Origin of the sequence: Tabrizicola sp. (assembly GCF_036781545.1) — a bacterium.
GTDB lineage: Bacteria > Pseudomonadota > Alphaproteobacteria > Rhodobacterales > Rhodobacteraceae > Tabrizicola.
In genome coordinates this window covers 1-16,299 of sequence record NZ_DAIQAT010000074.1, presented here as the reverse complement: position 1 = coordinate 16,299, position 16,299 = coordinate 1, and the positions used below count along the sequence as shown (strand labels likewise).

Annotated in this window: 17 protein-coding genes; 16 read left to right on the top strand and 1 reads right to left on the bottom strand. The window is 67.5% G+C overall.

The window, feature by feature from the left end; genetic code table 11:
- The 11 genes from dksA to V7Q39_RS12220 all read left to right on the top strand — a co-directional run.
- The coding region (dksA, locus tag V7Q39_RS12270; RefSeq protein ID WP_333816871.1) for an RNA polymerase-binding protein DksA at positions 1 to 412 on the top strand (412 nt) is incomplete at its 5' end.
- A 21-nt stretch (positions 413 to 433) separates the two neighbouring features.
- Positions 434 to 847, top strand: coding sequence for a GFA family protein (locus V7Q39_RS12265; protein ID WP_333816870.1), 414 nt, complete (start codon positions 434 to 436; stop codon positions 845 to 847).
- Entirely contained in the window at positions 844 to 2,034 is a 1,191-nt protein-coding gene (locus tag V7Q39_RS12260) for an FAD-dependent monooxygenase (RefSeq protein ID WP_333816869.1), read from the top strand. The genes V7Q39_RS12265 and V7Q39_RS12260 overlap by 4 nt, the downstream gene beginning before the upstream one ends.
- A 163-nt stretch (positions 2,035 to 2,197) precedes the next feature.
- Positions 2,198 to 3,235 (top strand): AbrB family transcriptional regulator, encoded by a 1,038-nt coding sequence (locus tag V7Q39_RS12255; RefSeq protein ID WP_333816868.1) that lies wholly within the window; start codon positions 2,198 to 2,200, stop codon positions 3,233 to 3,235.
- 100 nt (positions 3,236 to 3,335) lie between these two features.
- Positions 3,336 to 4,229: a metal ABC transporter substrate-binding protein gene (locus V7Q39_RS12250; RefSeq protein WP_333816867.1), complete on the top strand. Its 894-nt coding sequence runs from the start codon at positions 3,336 to 3,338 to the stop codon at positions 4,227 to 4,229.
- A 17-nt stretch (positions 4,230 to 4,246) separates the two neighbouring features.
- Positions 4,247 to 5,113, top strand: a complete 867-nt coding sequence (locus tag V7Q39_RS12245) for a manganese/iron ABC transporter ATP-binding protein (protein WP_443082516.1) — start codon at positions 4,247 to 4,249, stop codon at positions 5,111 to 5,113.
- Between the two features lie 150 nt (positions 5,114 to 5,263).
- A complete protein-coding gene (locus tag V7Q39_RS12240) occupies positions 5,264 to 6,094 on the top strand; it encodes a metal ABC transporter permease (protein ID WP_333816866.1) in 831 nt (276 codons plus the stop codon).
- Entirely contained in the window at positions 6,091 to 6,927 is an 837-nt protein-coding gene (locus V7Q39_RS12235; RefSeq protein WP_333816865.1) for a metal ABC transporter permease, read from the top strand. Before V7Q39_RS12240 ends, V7Q39_RS12235 begins: the two co-directional genes overlap by 4 nt.
- A 61-nt stretch (positions 6,928 to 6,988) precedes the next feature.
- Positions 6,989 to 7,792 carry a class I SAM-dependent methyltransferase gene (locus V7Q39_RS12230; RefSeq protein ID WP_333816864.1) on the top strand — a complete coding sequence of 268 codons (804 nt, stop codon included), beginning with the start codon at positions 6,989 to 6,991 and terminating at the stop codon, positions 7,790 to 7,792.
- Positions 7,747 to 9,495: a glycosyltransferase family 4 protein gene (locus V7Q39_RS12225; RefSeq protein WP_333816863.1), complete on the top strand. Its 1,749-nt coding sequence runs from the start codon at positions 7,747 to 7,749 to the stop codon at positions 9,493 to 9,495. The genes V7Q39_RS12230 and V7Q39_RS12225 overlap by 46 nt, the downstream gene beginning before the upstream one ends.
- Positions 9,492 to 10,214, top strand: a complete 723-nt coding sequence (locus tag V7Q39_RS12220; protein WP_333816862.1) for an SDR family oxidoreductase — start codon at positions 9,492 to 9,494, stop codon at positions 10,212 to 10,214. The genes V7Q39_RS12225 and V7Q39_RS12220 overlap by 4 nt, the downstream gene beginning before the upstream one ends.
- On the opposite strand, the gene V7Q39_RS12215 is transcribed toward V7Q39_RS12220, so the two are convergent.
- Positions 10,211 to 10,486: an ArsR/SmtB family transcription factor gene (locus V7Q39_RS12215; RefSeq protein WP_333816872.1), complete on the bottom strand. Its 276-nt coding sequence runs from the start codon at positions 10,484 to 10,486 to the stop codon at positions 10,211 to 10,213. The two genes, V7Q39_RS12220 and V7Q39_RS12215, sit on opposite strands and share 4 nt — an antisense overlap.
- Positions 10,487 to 10,692: 206 nt before the next feature.
- On the opposite strand from V7Q39_RS12215, the gene V7Q39_RS12210 reads away from it, so the two are divergent.
- The 5 genes from V7Q39_RS12210 to V7Q39_RS12190 form a co-directional block, all read left to right on the top strand.
- Positions 10,693 to 11,640, top strand: coding sequence for a CehA/McbA family metallohydrolase (locus tag V7Q39_RS12210; protein ID WP_333816861.1), 948 nt, complete (start codon positions 10,693 to 10,695; stop codon positions 11,638 to 11,640).
- Positions 11,641 to 11,918: 278 nt separating this feature from the next.
- A complete protein-coding gene (locus V7Q39_RS12205) occupies positions 11,919 to 12,917 on the top strand; it encodes a Fe(3+) ABC transporter substrate-binding protein (protein WP_333816860.1) in 999 nt (332 codons plus the stop codon).
- A gap of 108 nt (positions 12,918 to 13,025) precedes the next feature.
- On the top strand, positions 13,026 to 14,189 hold the full coding sequence (locus V7Q39_RS12200; RefSeq protein WP_333816859.1) for a M20 aminoacylase family protein: 1,164 nt from the start codon (positions 13,026 to 13,028) through the stop codon (positions 14,187 to 14,189).
- Between the two features lie 179 nt (positions 14,190 to 14,368).
- Positions 14,369 to 14,776 carry a DUF6636 domain-containing protein gene (locus V7Q39_RS12195; protein ID WP_333816858.1) on the top strand — a complete coding sequence of 136 codons (408 nt, stop codon included), beginning with the start codon at positions 14,369 to 14,371 and terminating at the stop codon, positions 14,774 to 14,776.
- 232 nt (positions 14,777 to 15,008) lie between these two features.
- On the top strand, positions 15,009 to 16,299 hold a 1,291-nt coding region (locus V7Q39_RS12190; protein ID WP_333816857.1), incomplete at its 3' end, for an aminotransferase.

The following is a 16,299-nucleotide window of genomic DNA, read 5'->3' as shown; positions in this document are numbered from 1 at the left end:
AGTTTTCCTGCCCGACGATTACCGCCCCGCCGAAGACGAGCCGTTCATGAACGACAGGCAGCTCGAATACTTCCGGCGGAAACTCCTCATCTGGAAGCAGGAGCTGCTGGATCAGTCCGCCGAGACCATCGACAGCCTGCAGGACAGCGCCCGCAACGTCCCCGACATCGCCGACCGCGCGTCAGAGGAGACCGACCGCGCCTTGGAACTTCGCACCCGCGACCGCCAGCGCAAGCTCGTTGCCAAGATCGACGCGGCGCTGCGCCGGATCGACAGCGGCGAGTTCGGCTATTGCGAGGTCTCGGGCGAACCGATCAGCCTGAAACGGCTGGATGCGCGGCCCATCGCCACGATGACGCTGGAAGCGCAGGAAAAGCACGAACGCCGCGAGAAGGTGCATCGCGACGACTGAGACCCAGGAAGGGGGCCGGAGGTGTCCAGCCCGTCTGACAAACGCCTGACCGGTGGCTGCTATTGCGGCGCGGTGGGCTACACGGTCGAAGATGCCTTCGACTACGCGCTGAACTGCCATTGCGGCAATTGCCGCCGCACCACCGGCGCCGCCTTCAAACCCTTTGCGGGCATTCAGCGCGACAGGCTGGCCCTGACCCACGGTGCCGACCGGCTGATGGTCCATGGCGACGACCTCACCAACAACACCCATTGCGCGACCTGCGGCTCTCTCCTCTATTCGGTGGTCCGCGAGGGTCGCTGGCTGCATGTCGCGATGGGAACGCTGATCGACACGCCCTCGATCCGGCCCGCCGCGCATATTTTCGTCGGGTCCAAGGCGGCGTGGCATGACATCACCGATGACCTGCCGCAGTATCAGGAGTTTCCGACATGAGCCTGATCGGCCAGCCCGTCACCATCATCGGCGCCGGTGTTGCGGGGCTTGCCGCGGCGCGCGCGCTGGCCCTGCGCGGGGCCGCCGTCACCGTGCTGGAACAGGCGGATGCTATCCGCGAGGTCGGCGCAGGCCTGCAAATCTCGCCCAACGGGGCGGCGGTCCTGCGCGGGCTTGGCCTGCAAGAGGCGCTGGATGCCGCCTCGATGCGTGCCGAGGCGGTGCAGCTGATCGACGGGCCGACCGGCGAGGGCGTGACGCGCCTCGACCTCGGCCGCCTGCGCCCCGGACAGGGATATCACTTCCTGCATCGCGCCGATCTGATCGAACTTCTGTTGAAGGGTGCCACCGAAGCGGGCGTCACGCTCCGCCTCCTCTCCCGGACGACCGCGGTAGATGTTTCCGGCGCGCGTCCGGTGATCACGCTTGAAACCGGCGAGCGCATCGAGACGCCGCTGCTGATCGGGGCGGATGGCTTGCATTCCCAGACCCGCGCTGCGCTGAACGGGCCGGAAACGCCGTTCTTCACCCGTCAGGTCGCCTGGCGCGCGGTGATCCCCTGCGACCCCGGCGCGTCCCCGGTGGCCGAAGTCCATATGGGCCCCGGCCGCCATCTGGTCAGCTACCCGCTGCGCAATGGCACGCTCCGCAACATCGTCGCGGTCGAGAAACGCGAGAAATGGGCCGAGGAAAGCTGGACTTTGCGGGATGACGCCATCACCCTGCGTATCGCCTTCGAGGGTTTCTCGCCCCGCGTCCGCGGCTGGCTCGACCGGGTGGAGGACCCCTGGCTCTGGGGTCTTTTCCGCCACCAGGTCGCCGGGGCTTGGGTGAAACCGATGGGGCAGGGCGGGGTGGCGATCCTCGGCGATGCCGCCCATCCGACGCTGCCCTTCCTCGCGCAAGGCGCCAGCATGGGGCTGGAGGATGCCTGGGTTCTGGCCCGGATGCTCGCCACCCATGACACCCCCGCCGCCGCGCTGGCGGCCTACCAATCCGCGCGAAAGCCCCGCACCACCCGCATCGTCGCCGCTGCCAATGCCAATGCCCGGGCCTACCACCTGTCCGGCCTGCCGCGGATGATCGGCCACACCGGCCTTCGGCTCTTTGGCCGCTTCTCCCCCGGTACCATGGTCAGCCGCTTCGACTGGCTCTACGATCACGACGTGACGGGAGATCGCAGTTGATCCTCGATCCAAACCCCGGACCTCTTGAACCGGCCCGAAGCCCGGATTAGACCCCAAGCCGAAGCTGAACACCTGGTTCGTGCTCGGACCCTGCCGGGTGTCCACCCCCCTCCGCCCTTCCCGGACCCGTCCGGACCGGGCCTGCCTGACCCTGGACGGAACCTTGCCGCCACTGGCCCGCATCGCCGCCGGTCTTGCCCTGGGAAGCCTGGGCGGCTTGGCCTTCTATGCCCTGTCACTGCCCTTGCCCTGGATGCTGGGCGCGTTGTTCGTGACCATGGTGGCCTCGGTCGCGGGTTGGCCGGTTCTGGGGCCCGCGCGGCTGCGCCCGGCGATCGTGGCGGTCATCGGCGTTCTCCTCGGTTCGCGTTTCACATCCGATGTGGTGCAGCAGGCGGGCGAGGCGGTCATCACGCTGTCGATCCTGCTGGTCTATCTGGCGGCGGTTGCGGCGCTGGTCGTGCCCTATTACCGGCTGGTCGGGCGGCAGGACTGGACCACTGCCTATTTCGCGGGCATGCCGGGCGGACTGTCCGAAATGGTGGAACTGGGCGAGGCGCGGGGCGCGGATGTCTCGGCGGTGGTGCTGGCTCATTCGCTGAGGATCGTGCTGACCATCGGGGTGATGGCGGTGCTGTTCCGGCTGGTGCTTGGCTATGATGTGGGCGGGGCGGGCAGTGCGGCTGGGGCGAAGGCGATGCCCGGCCTTGCCGACGCTGCATTGATGGCAGTCTGCGCGATCCTGGGCGCGGCGCTCGGGCTGCGCCTGCGTCTGCCGGCCCCGTCGTTCCTCGGCCCGCTGATCCTGTCGGCGGGTGTTCACATGGCCGGGATCACCGAAAGCGCGCCGCCCGGCCTTCTGGTCAATCTGGCGCAGGTGGTGCTGGGCACCATCCTCGGCTGCCGTTTCCGCGGGATCAGCCCGACCCTGGTTCTGCGGGCGGGGCTCCTCAGCCTTGGCGCGACCATCCTGACGCTATGCCTTGCCCTGGCCGCCGCCCTTGCCATGCGGGCCGTGACCGGTGTCGGCCTGGATCAGGGCATCCTGGCGCTCGCCCCCGGCGGCTTGACCGAGATGGGGCTCATCGCCCTTGCGATCCACGCCGATGTTGCCTTCGTGGCCCTGCATCATGTGGTGCGCATCCTGGTGATCATCGTGGTCGCGCCGATCCTGTCACGGCGGCTCGGACCCGGAAAGTAGCCCGCGGAACGGATTCCCGCACACATCGGGGCACTGCCACTTGCCTACTTGCAAATAGTTCTCATTTACATTCTAATCCATCCGACCAGACAGGTGCCCGATGTCCCCCTTCCGCCGTTCGCTTCTTCTTTCCAGCTTCATCCTTGCCGCATGGCCCGCGCTGTCCCAGGACCGGCTGAAGGTCGTCACCACCTTCACCGTCATCGCCGACATGGCCCGCAACGTGGCGGGGGAGGGGGTCGATGTCGTCTCCGTCACCAAGCCCGGCGCCGAGATCCACGGCTATGAGCCCACGCCGAAGGACATCGTCGCCGCTTCGGATGCCGACCTGATCCTGCGCAACGGTCTCGGCCTGGAACGCTGGTTCGAGCAGTTCCTGGGGAACCTCGGCGAGGTGCCGTCGGCGACCCTGACCGATGGAATCGCGCCGATCTCGATCACCGGCGGCGATTATGACGGCAAGCCCAATCCCCACGCCTGGATGAGCCTGTCGAACGCCGCGATCTATGTCGACAACATCCAGAAGGCGCTGTCCGCCGCCGATCCCGCCAATGCCGCGACCTATGCCGCCAATGCGACCGCCTACAAGGCCAGCCTCGCCGCCGCGCTCGACCCGCTGAAGGCCGAGATCGCCGCTTTGCCGGAGGACCGCCGCTGGCTTACCACCTGCGAGGGCGCCTTCTCCTACCTCGCCCGTGACCTCGGCCTGCACGAATTGTATCTCTGGCCGATCAACGCCGACCAGCAGGGCAGCCCCCGCCAGGTCCGTGCAGTGATCGACGGGGTGCGCGAACACCGGATTCCGGCGGTCTTCTGCGAAAGCACCGTCTCCTCCGACCCCGCCGAACAGGTCGCCCGCGAAACCGGCGCGGCTTTCGGCGGCGTGCTTTATGTCGACAGCCTGTCCGAGCCCGACGGCCCTGTCCCGACCTATCTCGACCTTCTGAAAGTCACCACCGAAACCATCGCCCGGGGCCTGGCCCCGGCGAACTGACCCACCGGACCGAGGACATGATGCGCGACGAGACGGCAGAGATTGGCGCAAGCGAAGGCATCTTCGCCAAAGGCGTCACCGTCACCTACCGGAACGGCCTGACCGCACTGACCGATGCGAGCTTCGCCATTCCCCAAGGCACGATCACCGCCCTCGTGGGCGTGAACGGCGCCGGGAAATCCACCCTTTTCAAGGCGATCATGGGCTTCGTCCCGGTAGCCCGCGGCACGATCCGCCTTCTGGGAATGCCCGTGCGCGAGGCCCTGCGCCGGAACCTCGTCGCCTATGTTCCCCAGGCCGAGGAGGTCGACTGGTCCTTCCCGGTCCTGGTCGAGGATGTGGTGATGATGGGCCGCTACGGCCATATGGGGATGCTCCGCCGCCCCTCTGCGACCGACCGCGCCAAGGTGGATCAGGCGCTGGCGCGCGTGGGCCTGACCGACCTCCGCCACCGCCAGATCGGAGAGCTTTCCGGCGGCCAGAAGAAGCGCGTCTTCCTCGCCCGGGCGCTTGCGCAAGAGGGGCGGATCATCCTTCTCGACGAACCCTTCACCGGGGTCGACGTGAAGACCGAGGAGCAGATCATCGCCCTTCTCCGCACGCTCCGCGACGAGGGCCATGTCATGCTGGTCTCGACCCACAACCTCGGCTCGGTCCCCGATTTCTGCGACCGCACCGTGCTGGTGAAGGGCACGGTCCTCGCCTATGGCCCGACCGAGACCACCTTCACCCGCGAGAATCTGGAACATGCCTTCGGCGGCGTGCTCCGCCACTTCACCCTCGGTGGCACCGACCTGCATGACGACGACGACACCCGCGAGATCAGCATCCTCACCGACGACGAACGCCCCTTCGTGCAATACGGCCGGAAGGGCGACAGATGACCGGTCCTGCCTTTCACATTTGCGCAAATATCCCCGCCGGAGGCCCTTCGCCCGAGCCGGTTGCGCGCCCTTCGCGCGCAGAGGCGAGACAAGAGGCGCGCGGCGCAGCCGCTCGTTTTGACAACCGCCCCGACGCGCGGGAGGCTGTCCATGCTTGAACCCTTCGCCTACGGCTACATGACCAATGCCATGTGGGTCTCCGCCCTCGTCGGCGGGGTCTGCGGCTTCCTCTCCGCCTATCTCATGCTGAAAGGCTGGTCGCTGATCGGCGATGCGCTTTCGCATTCCGTCGTTCCGGGGGTCGCCGGGGCCTATATCCTCGGCCTTCCCTTCGCCTTGGGCGCCTTCCTCTCCGGGGGGCTTGCCGCGGCCGCCATGCTGTTTCTCAGCAACCGAACCGGGCTCAAGACCGATACCGTGATCGGCCTCATCTTCACCTCCTTCTTCGGCCTTGGCCTGTTCCTGATCTCGATCTACCCGACCTCGGTCTCGATCCAGACCATCACCATGGGCAATATCCTCGCCATCTCGCCCGGCGACACGTTGCAACTGGTCATCATCGGCGGGGTTTCCGCCGCCATCCTGCTGGTCCTCTGGAAGGACCTGATGGTCACCTTCTTTGACGAGGCCCATGCCCGCACCATCGGCCTGCGCCCAGACCTGCTGAAGGGGATTTTCTTCACCCTCCTTTCCGCCTCGACCGTCGCCGCGATGCAGACCGTGGGCGCCTTCCTCGTCGTCGCCATGGTCGTCACCCCCGGCGCCACAGCCTATCTTCTGACCGACCGCTTTCCCCGGCTTCTGGCGCTTGCCGCCAGCATCGGCGCCGCGACCGGTTTCGGCGGAGCCTATCTTTCCTACTTCCTCGACGGCGCCACGGGCGGCATCATCGTCCTCCTGCAAACCGCGCTTTTCGCGCTGGCCTTCGTCTTTGCCCCGAAGCACGGCCTTCTCGCCGCGAAGCGGAGGGCAAGCGCATGATCGACCTCCTGATGCAACCCTTCCAGTTCCCGTTCATGCGGAACGCCTTCCTGATCGCGCTGATCGTCGCCCCGCCTTGCGCGCTGCTCTCTTGCTTCCTGGTCCTCAAGGGCTGGGCGCTGATGGGCGATGCGGTCAGCCATGCCGTCCTTCCCGGCATCGTGCTGGCCTATATGGCGGGCCTTCCGCTTCTGATCGGGGCTTTCGTCGCGGGCCTCGGCTCGGCGCTGCTGACGGGCTGGCTGGCCGACAACAGCCGGATCAAGCGCGACACGGTGATGGGCGTGGTCTTTTCCGCCATGTTCGCCAGCGGAGTGGTGCTGATCACCGCCTTCCCGACCGATGTCCACCTCGACCATATCCTCTTCGGCAACATGCTGGGGGTGGGGCAGGGCGACCTGATCGCCGCCGCAGCCATCGCCGCCCCCGTGGCCCTTGTCCTGGTGCTGAAATGGCGCGACCTGATGCTCCACGCCTTCGACCCGGCACAGGCCCAGGTTTCGGGCCTGCCGGTGAAGCTTCTGCACTACGGCCTCCTCGCCATCCTGGCCCTGACCATCGTCGCCACGCTCTCCTCCGTCGGGCTGATCCTGGCCATCGGCCTTCTGATCGCGCCGGGAGCCATCGCCTTCCTGATCACCCGCAGCTTCGGCGCGATGCTGATCGCGGCGACCCTTGTCTGCCTTCTCGCCATGACCACCGGGCTCTGGGTCAGCTTCCACCTCGACAGCGCCCCCGCGCCGACCATCATCCTGGTCCTGACCAGCCTTTTCCTTGTGGCCTTCCTGCGTCGGGCGATCCTGATCCGCCGCGCCCAGGGTCCCGCCGCCTGATCCGGCTTTACGGCGGTGGCGCAAGCCCTTACCCATGACCGGGCAATCCATGGGATGCCGCATGACCGCTCTTCCCACCGCACTGACCCGCTCGGTCGAAGATGGGCTGGCCCGTCTGCAGGCCGAACCGCCGACGCCTGCGCGGCTGGAACGCCAGCTGCGCCTTCTGGCGAAGTGGCGCTCGATCCTCCTCGCCAACACGCTGGGCGCGCGCGGCGGCGGCACGGTTCTCTCGGGTCCCTTCGCGGGCATGGCCTATGCTGTCGAGGTGTCCGAAGGGGGCCGTGCGCCCCGCCTTCTCGGCGCCTATGAGGCCAGCCTGCATCCGGTGATCGAGACGGTGATCTCCCGCGGCTATCCGCAGATCCTCGATATCGGCTGCGCCGAGGGTTACTATGCCGTGGGTCTCGCCCTCCGGATGCCAGGCGCCACCGTCCACGCCCGCGACAGCGATCCCGGGGCCCGTGCGCTGTGCGCTGCCCTCGCCGTGGCCAACGGCGTCGCCGAGCGGCTGCAGATAGGCCCCGAGGTTTCGCATGCCGACTTCGCGCTCTGCACAAAGGCCCCGACCTTCATCCTCTGCGACATCGAAGGTGCCGAGGCCGCACTTCTCGACCCCGCCAAAGCTCCCGCGCTGACGCAGGCCGACATCCTGGTCGAAGTCCACGAAGGCCTGCGCCCCGGCCTCATTGCCAGCCTTGAGGGCCGCTTCGCCCCCAGCCACCATGTCACCCGGATTGACCGCGCGCTCCGGCCCGATCTCCTGCCCGCCTGGGCCGAGACGCTGTCCGACCTCGACCGCCTGCTGCTGCTGTGGGAATGGCGCGCTTCGCCCACCCCCTGGCTCTGGATGGAACGCCGCTGATGCCCGCATCCTCGACCCCGCCGATGGCGAATGCCGCGATCTGGTATGTGGCCGATGGCTACGACCCGGCAAAGAAAGGCATCAACGGCCGCCGCGTCGCCGGGGAAAGCTTCCTGCGCGGTTTCTTCGCCCACGGTCAGGTGCAGGAATTCGTCTCCATCGCTCATGCCCAGTCCGACCATGCCACCTTCGCCGACCTTGCCCGCGCGACCGGCGTGACCCGGCCCCTGCGCGCGGTCCGGCTCGATGCACCGAAGGATTTGAGCCCGGTCGATGTCGTCTACTATCCCGCCCCGATCTCTCCGACCGAGGCCTGGCGCCGCGCCCCGCATGGCGCCGCCGCCTGGGCGCTCTGCGGCATTACCCATACCACCGCGACGCGTAATGTGATGCAGACGCTCTTCGACCTCCGCTCCGCCCCGCAGATGCCCTGGGACGCGGTGATCTGCACCTCCGCCGCGGTGCAGGCCTCGGTCCGCCGGTTGATGGAATTGGCCGAGGCGCATCTTGCACAGCGTTTCCCAGGCGCCGTCCTGCCCGCGCGCCCGCTTCTGCCCGTCATCCCCCTCGGGATCGACTGCGCCGTGCTCCGGCCCGACCCGGTGCTTGGCCAGGGCCTTCGCGCCCGGATCGGCGCCGCGCCCGGAGATATGGTCGCCGTCTCCATCGCTCGGCTGACTCCGGACGAGAAATTCGATCCGCTTCCCCTTTTCCTGGCGCTGGAGCTTGCCGCCGCCGAGCTTCGTAGCCCCGGAACCAAGCTCCACCTCGTCCTCTGCGGCCAATTCTCCGAGGCTCCCTGGGCCGAGACCTTCGCCACTGCCGCCGCCCGGCTGATGCCCTCCTGCGGCTATCACGTGCTCGACGGCGGCGATGCGACTGAACGCAAGGCCACGCTCTCGGGCGGTGATGTCTTCGTCTTCCCCGTCGACAACCTGCAGGAAACATTCGGCCTCGCACCGATCGAGGCGATGGCGGCGGGCCTGCCGGTGATCGTCTCGGATTGGGATGGGATGAAGGATACCGTGACGGCGGAAGTGGGCTTCCGCATCCCGACCGAGCTGCCCCGCGCCGGGCTTTCGGCCTATGTCTCCGCGCGCTTCCTTGGCGGCACCGACAGCTACCTGCAATACCTCAGCCAGCTCTCCGCGATGACCCCGGTCGACGTCGCCGCCCTGGCTCGTGCGCTGGTGACGCTGGCCCGCGACCCCGACCTTCGGGCACGGATGGGCGCCAAGGCGCGCGAGCGGGCGCAGCGGCTTTATGACTGGTCGGCGGTGATCCCGCAGATGCAGGCGCTCTGGGGCGAGCAGGCCGCGATGCTTGCCCATGCCCGCGCGCAGGGCGGTCCGGACGTGGCCCCGCGCCAGCCGGGCCTGATCCCGGTCGGGCCGGCGGTCGAGGAGATGTTCGCCGCCTATCCGACCGGCTTTGCATCCGAGGCCCGCCGCCTCGCCGCGACCGGGTCTGCCCATCGCCCCTTGGTCGCCGAGACCTTCGGACTGCGCAACTACGCCCTCCGCCGCCGCCTGCTGGAGGACCCCGCCCGCATCCAGACCGTCCTCGCCGCCTATGAGGCGACCGGCCCGGGCGGCGCGACCGAGGCCGAGGTCGCCGCCGCCACCCGACTGCCCGCCGCCATGGTCGCACGGCTCTCGCTGTGGCTGCTCAAATACCACTTTCTGCAAGAGGTTCCCGCATGACCCGCTCGATCCTGATCACCGGTGCCGGGGCCGGCATCGGCCGCGCCACCGCACGTCTCTTCTTGGCCGAGGGCTGGGAGGTCGCGCTCCTCGGCCGCCGCCGCGCCGCGCTGGAGGAGACTGCCGCCGGGTACAACGCCCGCATCCTGACCGCCGACGTGGGCGATCCGGCCCAGATCGACGCCGCCTTCGCCCAGTTGTCCCGCCTTGACGTCCTCTTCAACAACGCGGGGATCTCCGCCCCGGCCGCGCCCATCGACGAGATTCCGGTCGAGACCTGGCTGGAGGTCAGCCGCACCAACATCACGGGCATGTTCCTCTGCGCCCGCGCCGCCTTCGGCCTGATGCGCCGCCAGTTCCCGCGCGGCGGACGCATCATCAACAATGGCTCGATCTCAGCCCATGTCCCGCGGCCGGGCAGCACCCCCTATACCATGTCGAAACATGCGGTGACGGGCCTCACCCGCACCCTCGGCCTGGACGGTCGCGCCTATGACATCGCCTGTGCCCAGATCGACATCGGCAATGCGCTGACCGACATGGCCGCCGCCTTCACCACCGGCGTCCCCCAGGCCAATGGCGAGACCCGCGTGGAGCCTGTGATGGACGTCGAGCATGTCGCGGCGATGGTCCTGCACATGGCCAGCCTGCCCCTGGAGGTGAACACCCCCTTCGTGACCATCATGGCCCGCGACATGCCCTATATCGGGCGGGGTTAGCCGAACTGCCCCGGAATCTCGCGCAAGAGCCGCTTCACCCGCGGGTCCCGCAGCGCGTAGAATATCGCCTTGCCTTCGCGCCGGGTGCTTACCAGCCCCTCCAGCCGCAGTCGGGCCAGCTGCTGGCTGACCGCCGCCTGGCGCTGGCCGAGAAGTTCCTCCAGCTCCGTGACCGATTTCTCGCCCCCCGCCAGATGGCACAGGATCATCAGCCGCCCCTTGTGGCTCAGCGCCTTCAGGAAAGCCGCCACCCGGTCGGCCCGGTCCGTCATCCACCAGACGACGTCCTGGTCTGCGGAACCATCCGCCGCGGCTTCGACGGGTTCCATCTTCATTGCACCACCCACACAACCTCACATTGCAAACCGATAGCATGTGCCGTCGCCGCCCACGACAGTCCCTTGCCTGGCCGGTCGCCGCCGGGCAAGGTTCCGCCGAAGCGCGGGGCCGTCCCGCGCCCCTTGCCGAAGGATCCCCCATGCGCCCCTCCGCCTTCACCGCCCCCGGCCGCTTCTGGCGCGGCAACCTGCACACCCATTCCACCCGCTCCGACGGCGTTCTCTCGCCCGAGGAAGTCTGCCGCCGCTACCGGGCCGAAGGCTATGATTTCCTCGCGATCACCGACCATTTCATCGGCATCTACGACTATCCCATCGTCGATAGCCGCCCCTTCCGCAGCGAGAGCTTCACCACGCTGATCGGGGCCGAACTCCACTCCGGCGCGCAGTCGAATGGCGAGCTGTGGCATATCCTCGCCGTGGGCCTGCCCGATGATTTCCCCCCGCCCTCGACCACCAGCTTCATCGCTGAACCGGGGCAGGAGAGCGGTCCTGACATTGCCGCCCGCGCGGCGGCCGCCGGGGCCTTTGTCGCCGTCGCCCATCCGCAATGGTCCGGCCTGACGCTGGCTGACGCCCGCACCATCGAGGCCGCTCATGCGGTCGAGATCTACAACCACGGCTGCGCCACAGGCTGCGACCGCCCGGACGGGGCCGGGATCGCCGATCTTCTGCTGACCGAGGGTCGCAAGATCAGCCTCATCGCCACCGATGATGCGCATTTCCATGAGCCCGACCACTTCGGCGGCTGGGTCATGGTGAAGGCCACCGAGAACACGCCCGAGGCGCTGCTCGCCGCCCTGAAACGCGGGGATTTCTATTCATCGCAGGGTCCGCAGATCCACGATGTCCATCTGGACGGCAACAGGATCGTGGTCGAATGCACCGCCGCCGTCTCGGTGGTGGCGATGGGCTGGGGGACGGGCGCGCAAGGCGTGCACGGGCATTCGATGACCCGCTGCGAAGTGCCGCTCGACCGCCTGCTCGGCAGCCCTTGGGTCCGCGTCTCGGTGATCGACGCGGCAGGCAAACGTGCCTGGTCGAACCCGATCTGGCGCGAGCCCGGCCCCAATCCGCGCATCTTCTGATCGCCCGGCAGGGCGCTAAGAAGACCCCTACCGGGTCGCGTCGCCTTTCCGCACTTGGGAAGGGCGGAAATGCACTCCGGTCGGGGTCCAGAAGGGGGACGTGTGGCGATGGGGCAGGGCCGCTCCGCCGAGGATACGTCCCCTCCGCACCTTCGGGGACGGGCCGGTCCAGCATTCCCCCCGTCCGCGACAAAGTGCCGACGGTTTGCCATCGTGCCTTGACCCCTATCCCCCCGACACCTAAACCGTCGGATAAACCCGACAAAAGGAGTCAGTCAATGCTGCGTCTCTCGACCCTCGCTCTCCTCGCCGCTTCCGTTCCCGCCTTCGCCCAGGAAATCAACGTCTATTCCCACCGCCAGCCCGAGCTGATCCAGCCCCTCGTCGATGCCTTCACCGCCGAAACCGGCATCACCGTCAACGTGGCCTTCGTCGACAAGGGCATGGCCGAGCGCCTCCAGGCCGAGGGCAGCCGTTCCCCCGCCGACCTTGTCCTCACGGTCGACATTGCCCGTCTGATGCAGATCGTCGATGCGGATGTAACGCAAGCCGTCCAGTCCGACGTGCTGGAAGCCAACATCCCCGCCGAACTGCGCGATCCCGCCGATCACTGGTTCGGTCTCACCTCGCGCGCCCGCGTCGTCTATGCCTCGAAGGACCGCGTCGCCCCCGGCGATGTCACCACTTATGAGGATCTCGCCTCGGACAAATGGAAGGGCCGGCTCTGCACCCGCTCGGGCCTGCACGACTACAACGTCGCCCTCCTTGGCGCGATGATCGTCCACCATGGCGAGGAAGCCGCGACCAAATGGGCCGAGGGGCTGAAGGCCAACCTGGCGAAGAAGCCGGATGGCGGCGACCGCGACCAGGTCAAGGCCATCGCCGCCGGTGAATGTGATATCGCGCTGGGGAACACCTATTACATGGGCCAGATGCTCGCCGACCCGGAACAGAAGGCCTGGGCCGAAACCGTGAACATCGTCTTCCCGACCTTCGAGGGCGGCGGCACGCACCTGAACATCTCGGGCGTTGCGATGACCAAATCCGCACCGAACAAGGAAAACGCGCTGAAATTCATGGAATGGCTCTCGGGCGATCATGCGCAGAAAATCTACGCCGAGACGAACTATGAATTCCCGGTCAAAGTCGGCGTCGAGCGGTCCGAACTGGTGAAGAGCTGGGGCGAGTTCACCCCCGATGCGACGCCTCTGGCCGACATCGCCAAGGCCCGCGCCGCCGCGCTGAAGATCATGGAGACGGTGGACTTCGACGGCTAAGGGTCCGCGCTCTTCACATCCGCGGGCCTGCGCGCTTCGGTGATTGCGGTCTGTCCGGTTTTCGGATTTGATCAAAGGCTGACCGCAACGCCTTCGAGGACCGCCGCCATGCCCGTTCTGAACCGTATCGCCTCTTACGCCGAGGAAATGAAGGGATGGCGGCGGTATCTGCACCAGCATCCGGAGCTGGCCTTCGACTGCCATGACACGGCGGCCTGGATCGCGGATCGGCTGCGCGAGATCGGGGTGGACGAGATCCATCCCGGCATCGCGAAGACCGGGATCGTGGCGCTGATCCGCGGGCGCGGCGACGGGCCGGTCATCGGGCTGCGCGCCGATATGGACGCGCTGCCGATCGAGGAACTGACCGGGGCGGCCTATGCCAGCACGGTGAAGGGCAAGATGCACGCCTGCGGCCATGACGGGCATGTGACGATGCTTCTGGGCGCGGCGAAGTATCTGGCCGAGACGCGGAACTTCTCGGGCACCGTAGCGCTGATCTTCCAGCCGGCGGAAGAGGATGGCGGTGGCGGGCAGGTCATGGTGCAGGAGGGCATCATGGACCGGTTCGGGATCGGCCAGGTCTACGGCATCCACAATGCGCCGAACGTGCCTTTTGGACATTTCCAGACCACGCCGGGGCCGTTGATGGCCTCGGTCGATACCGCGGTGGTCAAGGTCACCGGGCGCGGCGGGCACGGGGCCACGCCGCATGAATGCGTCGATCCGGTGGTGGCCATCGTCGGGATGGTGCAGGCCCTGCAGACGATCATCCCGCGCAACGTCTATGCGCTGGACGAGGCGGTGATCTCGGTCACGATGATCCATACCGGGTCGGCCTCGAACATCATCCCCGAGAACGGAAGCTTCGCCGCCACCATCCGCTGCTTCAAGCCGGATGTGCGGGCGCTGCTGAAGAAGCGGTTCTTCGAGATCGTCGAGGGCCATGCGGCGGCCTATGGGGTGACGGCGAGCATCGACTATGACTGGGGCTATCCCGCGACGATCAACCACGAGGAAGAGGCGGATTTCGCCGCCGAGGTCGCGCGCGAGGTCTCGGGCGCCGACGCGGTGGATGCGCGGGCAGGGCGCGAAATGGGGTCGGAGGATTTCAGCTACATGCTGGAGGCGCGGCCGGGGGCTTATCTTTTCCTCGGCACCGGGCCGGGGGCCGGGCTGCACCATCCAGCCTTCGACTTCAACGACGAGGCGGCGCCGGTCGGCGCCAGCTTCTTCGCCCGCCTGGTAGAGCGGGCTCAGCCCTTGGCCTGACGGATCCACGGGATCAGACCGAAGCCGATCTGCCCGCAAGACCGAGCGCGAAGGCCACGGCGAAGACCGGAAGGACATAGGCGAAGGCGGGCTTCAGCATCGGGGATGTCATACTGGCCGGACGGGAGCGGGGCAGCTAGAGTGCTGCCATCGACCCTTTTCAGGAAGAGGATTCTGGCGTGAAGGCCCTTGCAATTTCCCTGTCGCTGCTGGCGACGACCCCGGCGCTGGCCGATGAGTATTTCGGCTTCCGCTCGCCCACCGGCAACATCCATTGCGCGATGTACACCTTCAATGGCCGGACCGAGGCGCGCTGCGACCTGCGGTCCTATACGCCCAGCTACACCAAGAGACCGGCGGGCTGCGAACAGGACTGGGGCATGGCCTTCGGCGTGGGCGCGTCCGGCAAGGGGGAACTCCTCTGCGTGGGCGACACGGTGCAGGACCCCGGCAACCCGGTGCTGCCCTATGGCGAGGCGGTCTCGCTGGGAGGCATCTCCTGCGTCTCGGCCAAGACCGGGATGACCTGCACCAATGCGGAAGGCCACGGCTTCAACGTGGCGAAGGCCAAGCAGAAGCTGTTCTGACGCTTGCGGGCGGGGCAGGCGGTGGATGCCTCCGGCGGGGATATTTCGGCAAGGATGAAAGGCGCGAATCGGATTTGTCCCGAGCTGCGCCCGGGCGGGGCCGCTGATGGGGGCCGGATCAACCTTTGGACACCATATCTTGCCCCACCGCTACCTTTGGACCAAAGCGGGGGCTGGCCGGGTTTTGATCAAACTGCTACATTGACTGAACAGTCAGTGCCCGGAGACCGCCATGACCCTCGACCTGCCGAACACCCCGTCACCCGCCGATCTGTGGGAGATGGACCGGGCGCATTCCCTGCATCCCTGGACCAACTTCGGCCCGTTCGAGCGCGAGGGCTCTCTGGTCATCGCGCGGGGTGAGGGCTGCTATCTCTGGGACGCCGAGGGGCGGCGCTATCTGGATGCGGTCGGCGGCATGTGGTGCACCAACGTCGGCCTGGGGCGCAAGGACATGGCGCAGGCGATTGCGGATCAGGTGGAGCGGCTGGCCTTTGCCAACAGCTTCGTCGACGTGACGAACGCACCCTCGTCGCAGCTTTCGGCCCGGCTGGCGGCGCTGGCGCCGGGTGACCTGAACCGGGTGCATCTGACCACCGGCGGCTCGACGGCGGTGGATACCGCTGTCCGCATGGTCTGGTACTATCAGACCTGCATGGGGCGTCCGGGCAAGACCGACATCGTGGCGCGGGATCATTCCTATCACGGCTCCACCTACCTGTCGCAATCGGTGGGCAAGCGGCCCGGCGATCGGGTGGCCGAATTCCGCTACAAGGAAGACGGCATCCACCACCTGACCCCGCCGAACCCCTATCGCCGCCCGGAGGGGATGAGCGAGGCGGCCTTCTGCGACTGGCTCGTGGCCGAGTTCGAGGCGCTGATCGCGCGGGTCGGGGCCGACCGGATCGGCGGGTTCATCGCCGAACCGATCCAGGCCTCGGGCGGGGTGATCGTACCGCCAGAGGGCTACCTGCGCCGGATGTGGGAGGTCTGCCAGCGCCACGACATCCTGTTCATCGCCGACGAGGTGGTGACGGCCTTCGGTCGCCTTGGGCACTGGTTCGCGTCCGAGGCCGAGTTCGGCGTGGTGCCGGACATGATCACCTGCGCCAAGGGGCTGACCTCGGGCTACCTGCCCTTGGGGGCGCTGATCTTCAGCGACCGGATCTGGGAGGCGATGGCGGCGAAGGGTGAGCGGTGGTTCACCAGCGGCTTCACCTATTCCGGCCATCCCGTCAGCTGCGCGGCGGCGCTGAAGTCGATGGAGATCATCGAGGGCGAGGGGCTGCTGGAGAATGCTGCCACGGTCGGGGATTATTTCCTGGACCGGCTGAAAGGGCTGGAAGCGCTGCCGCTGGTGGGGCAGGTGCGCGGGCGGCGGCTGATGGTCTGCGTGGAGAATGTGGCCTCGAAGCTGACCAAGGAGCCGCTGCCGGATGGGGTGAACGAGTCGAAGCGCATCAGCGACGCGGCCGAGGCGATGGGGCTGATGGTGCGGCCCATCGGGCATCTGAACGTGATGT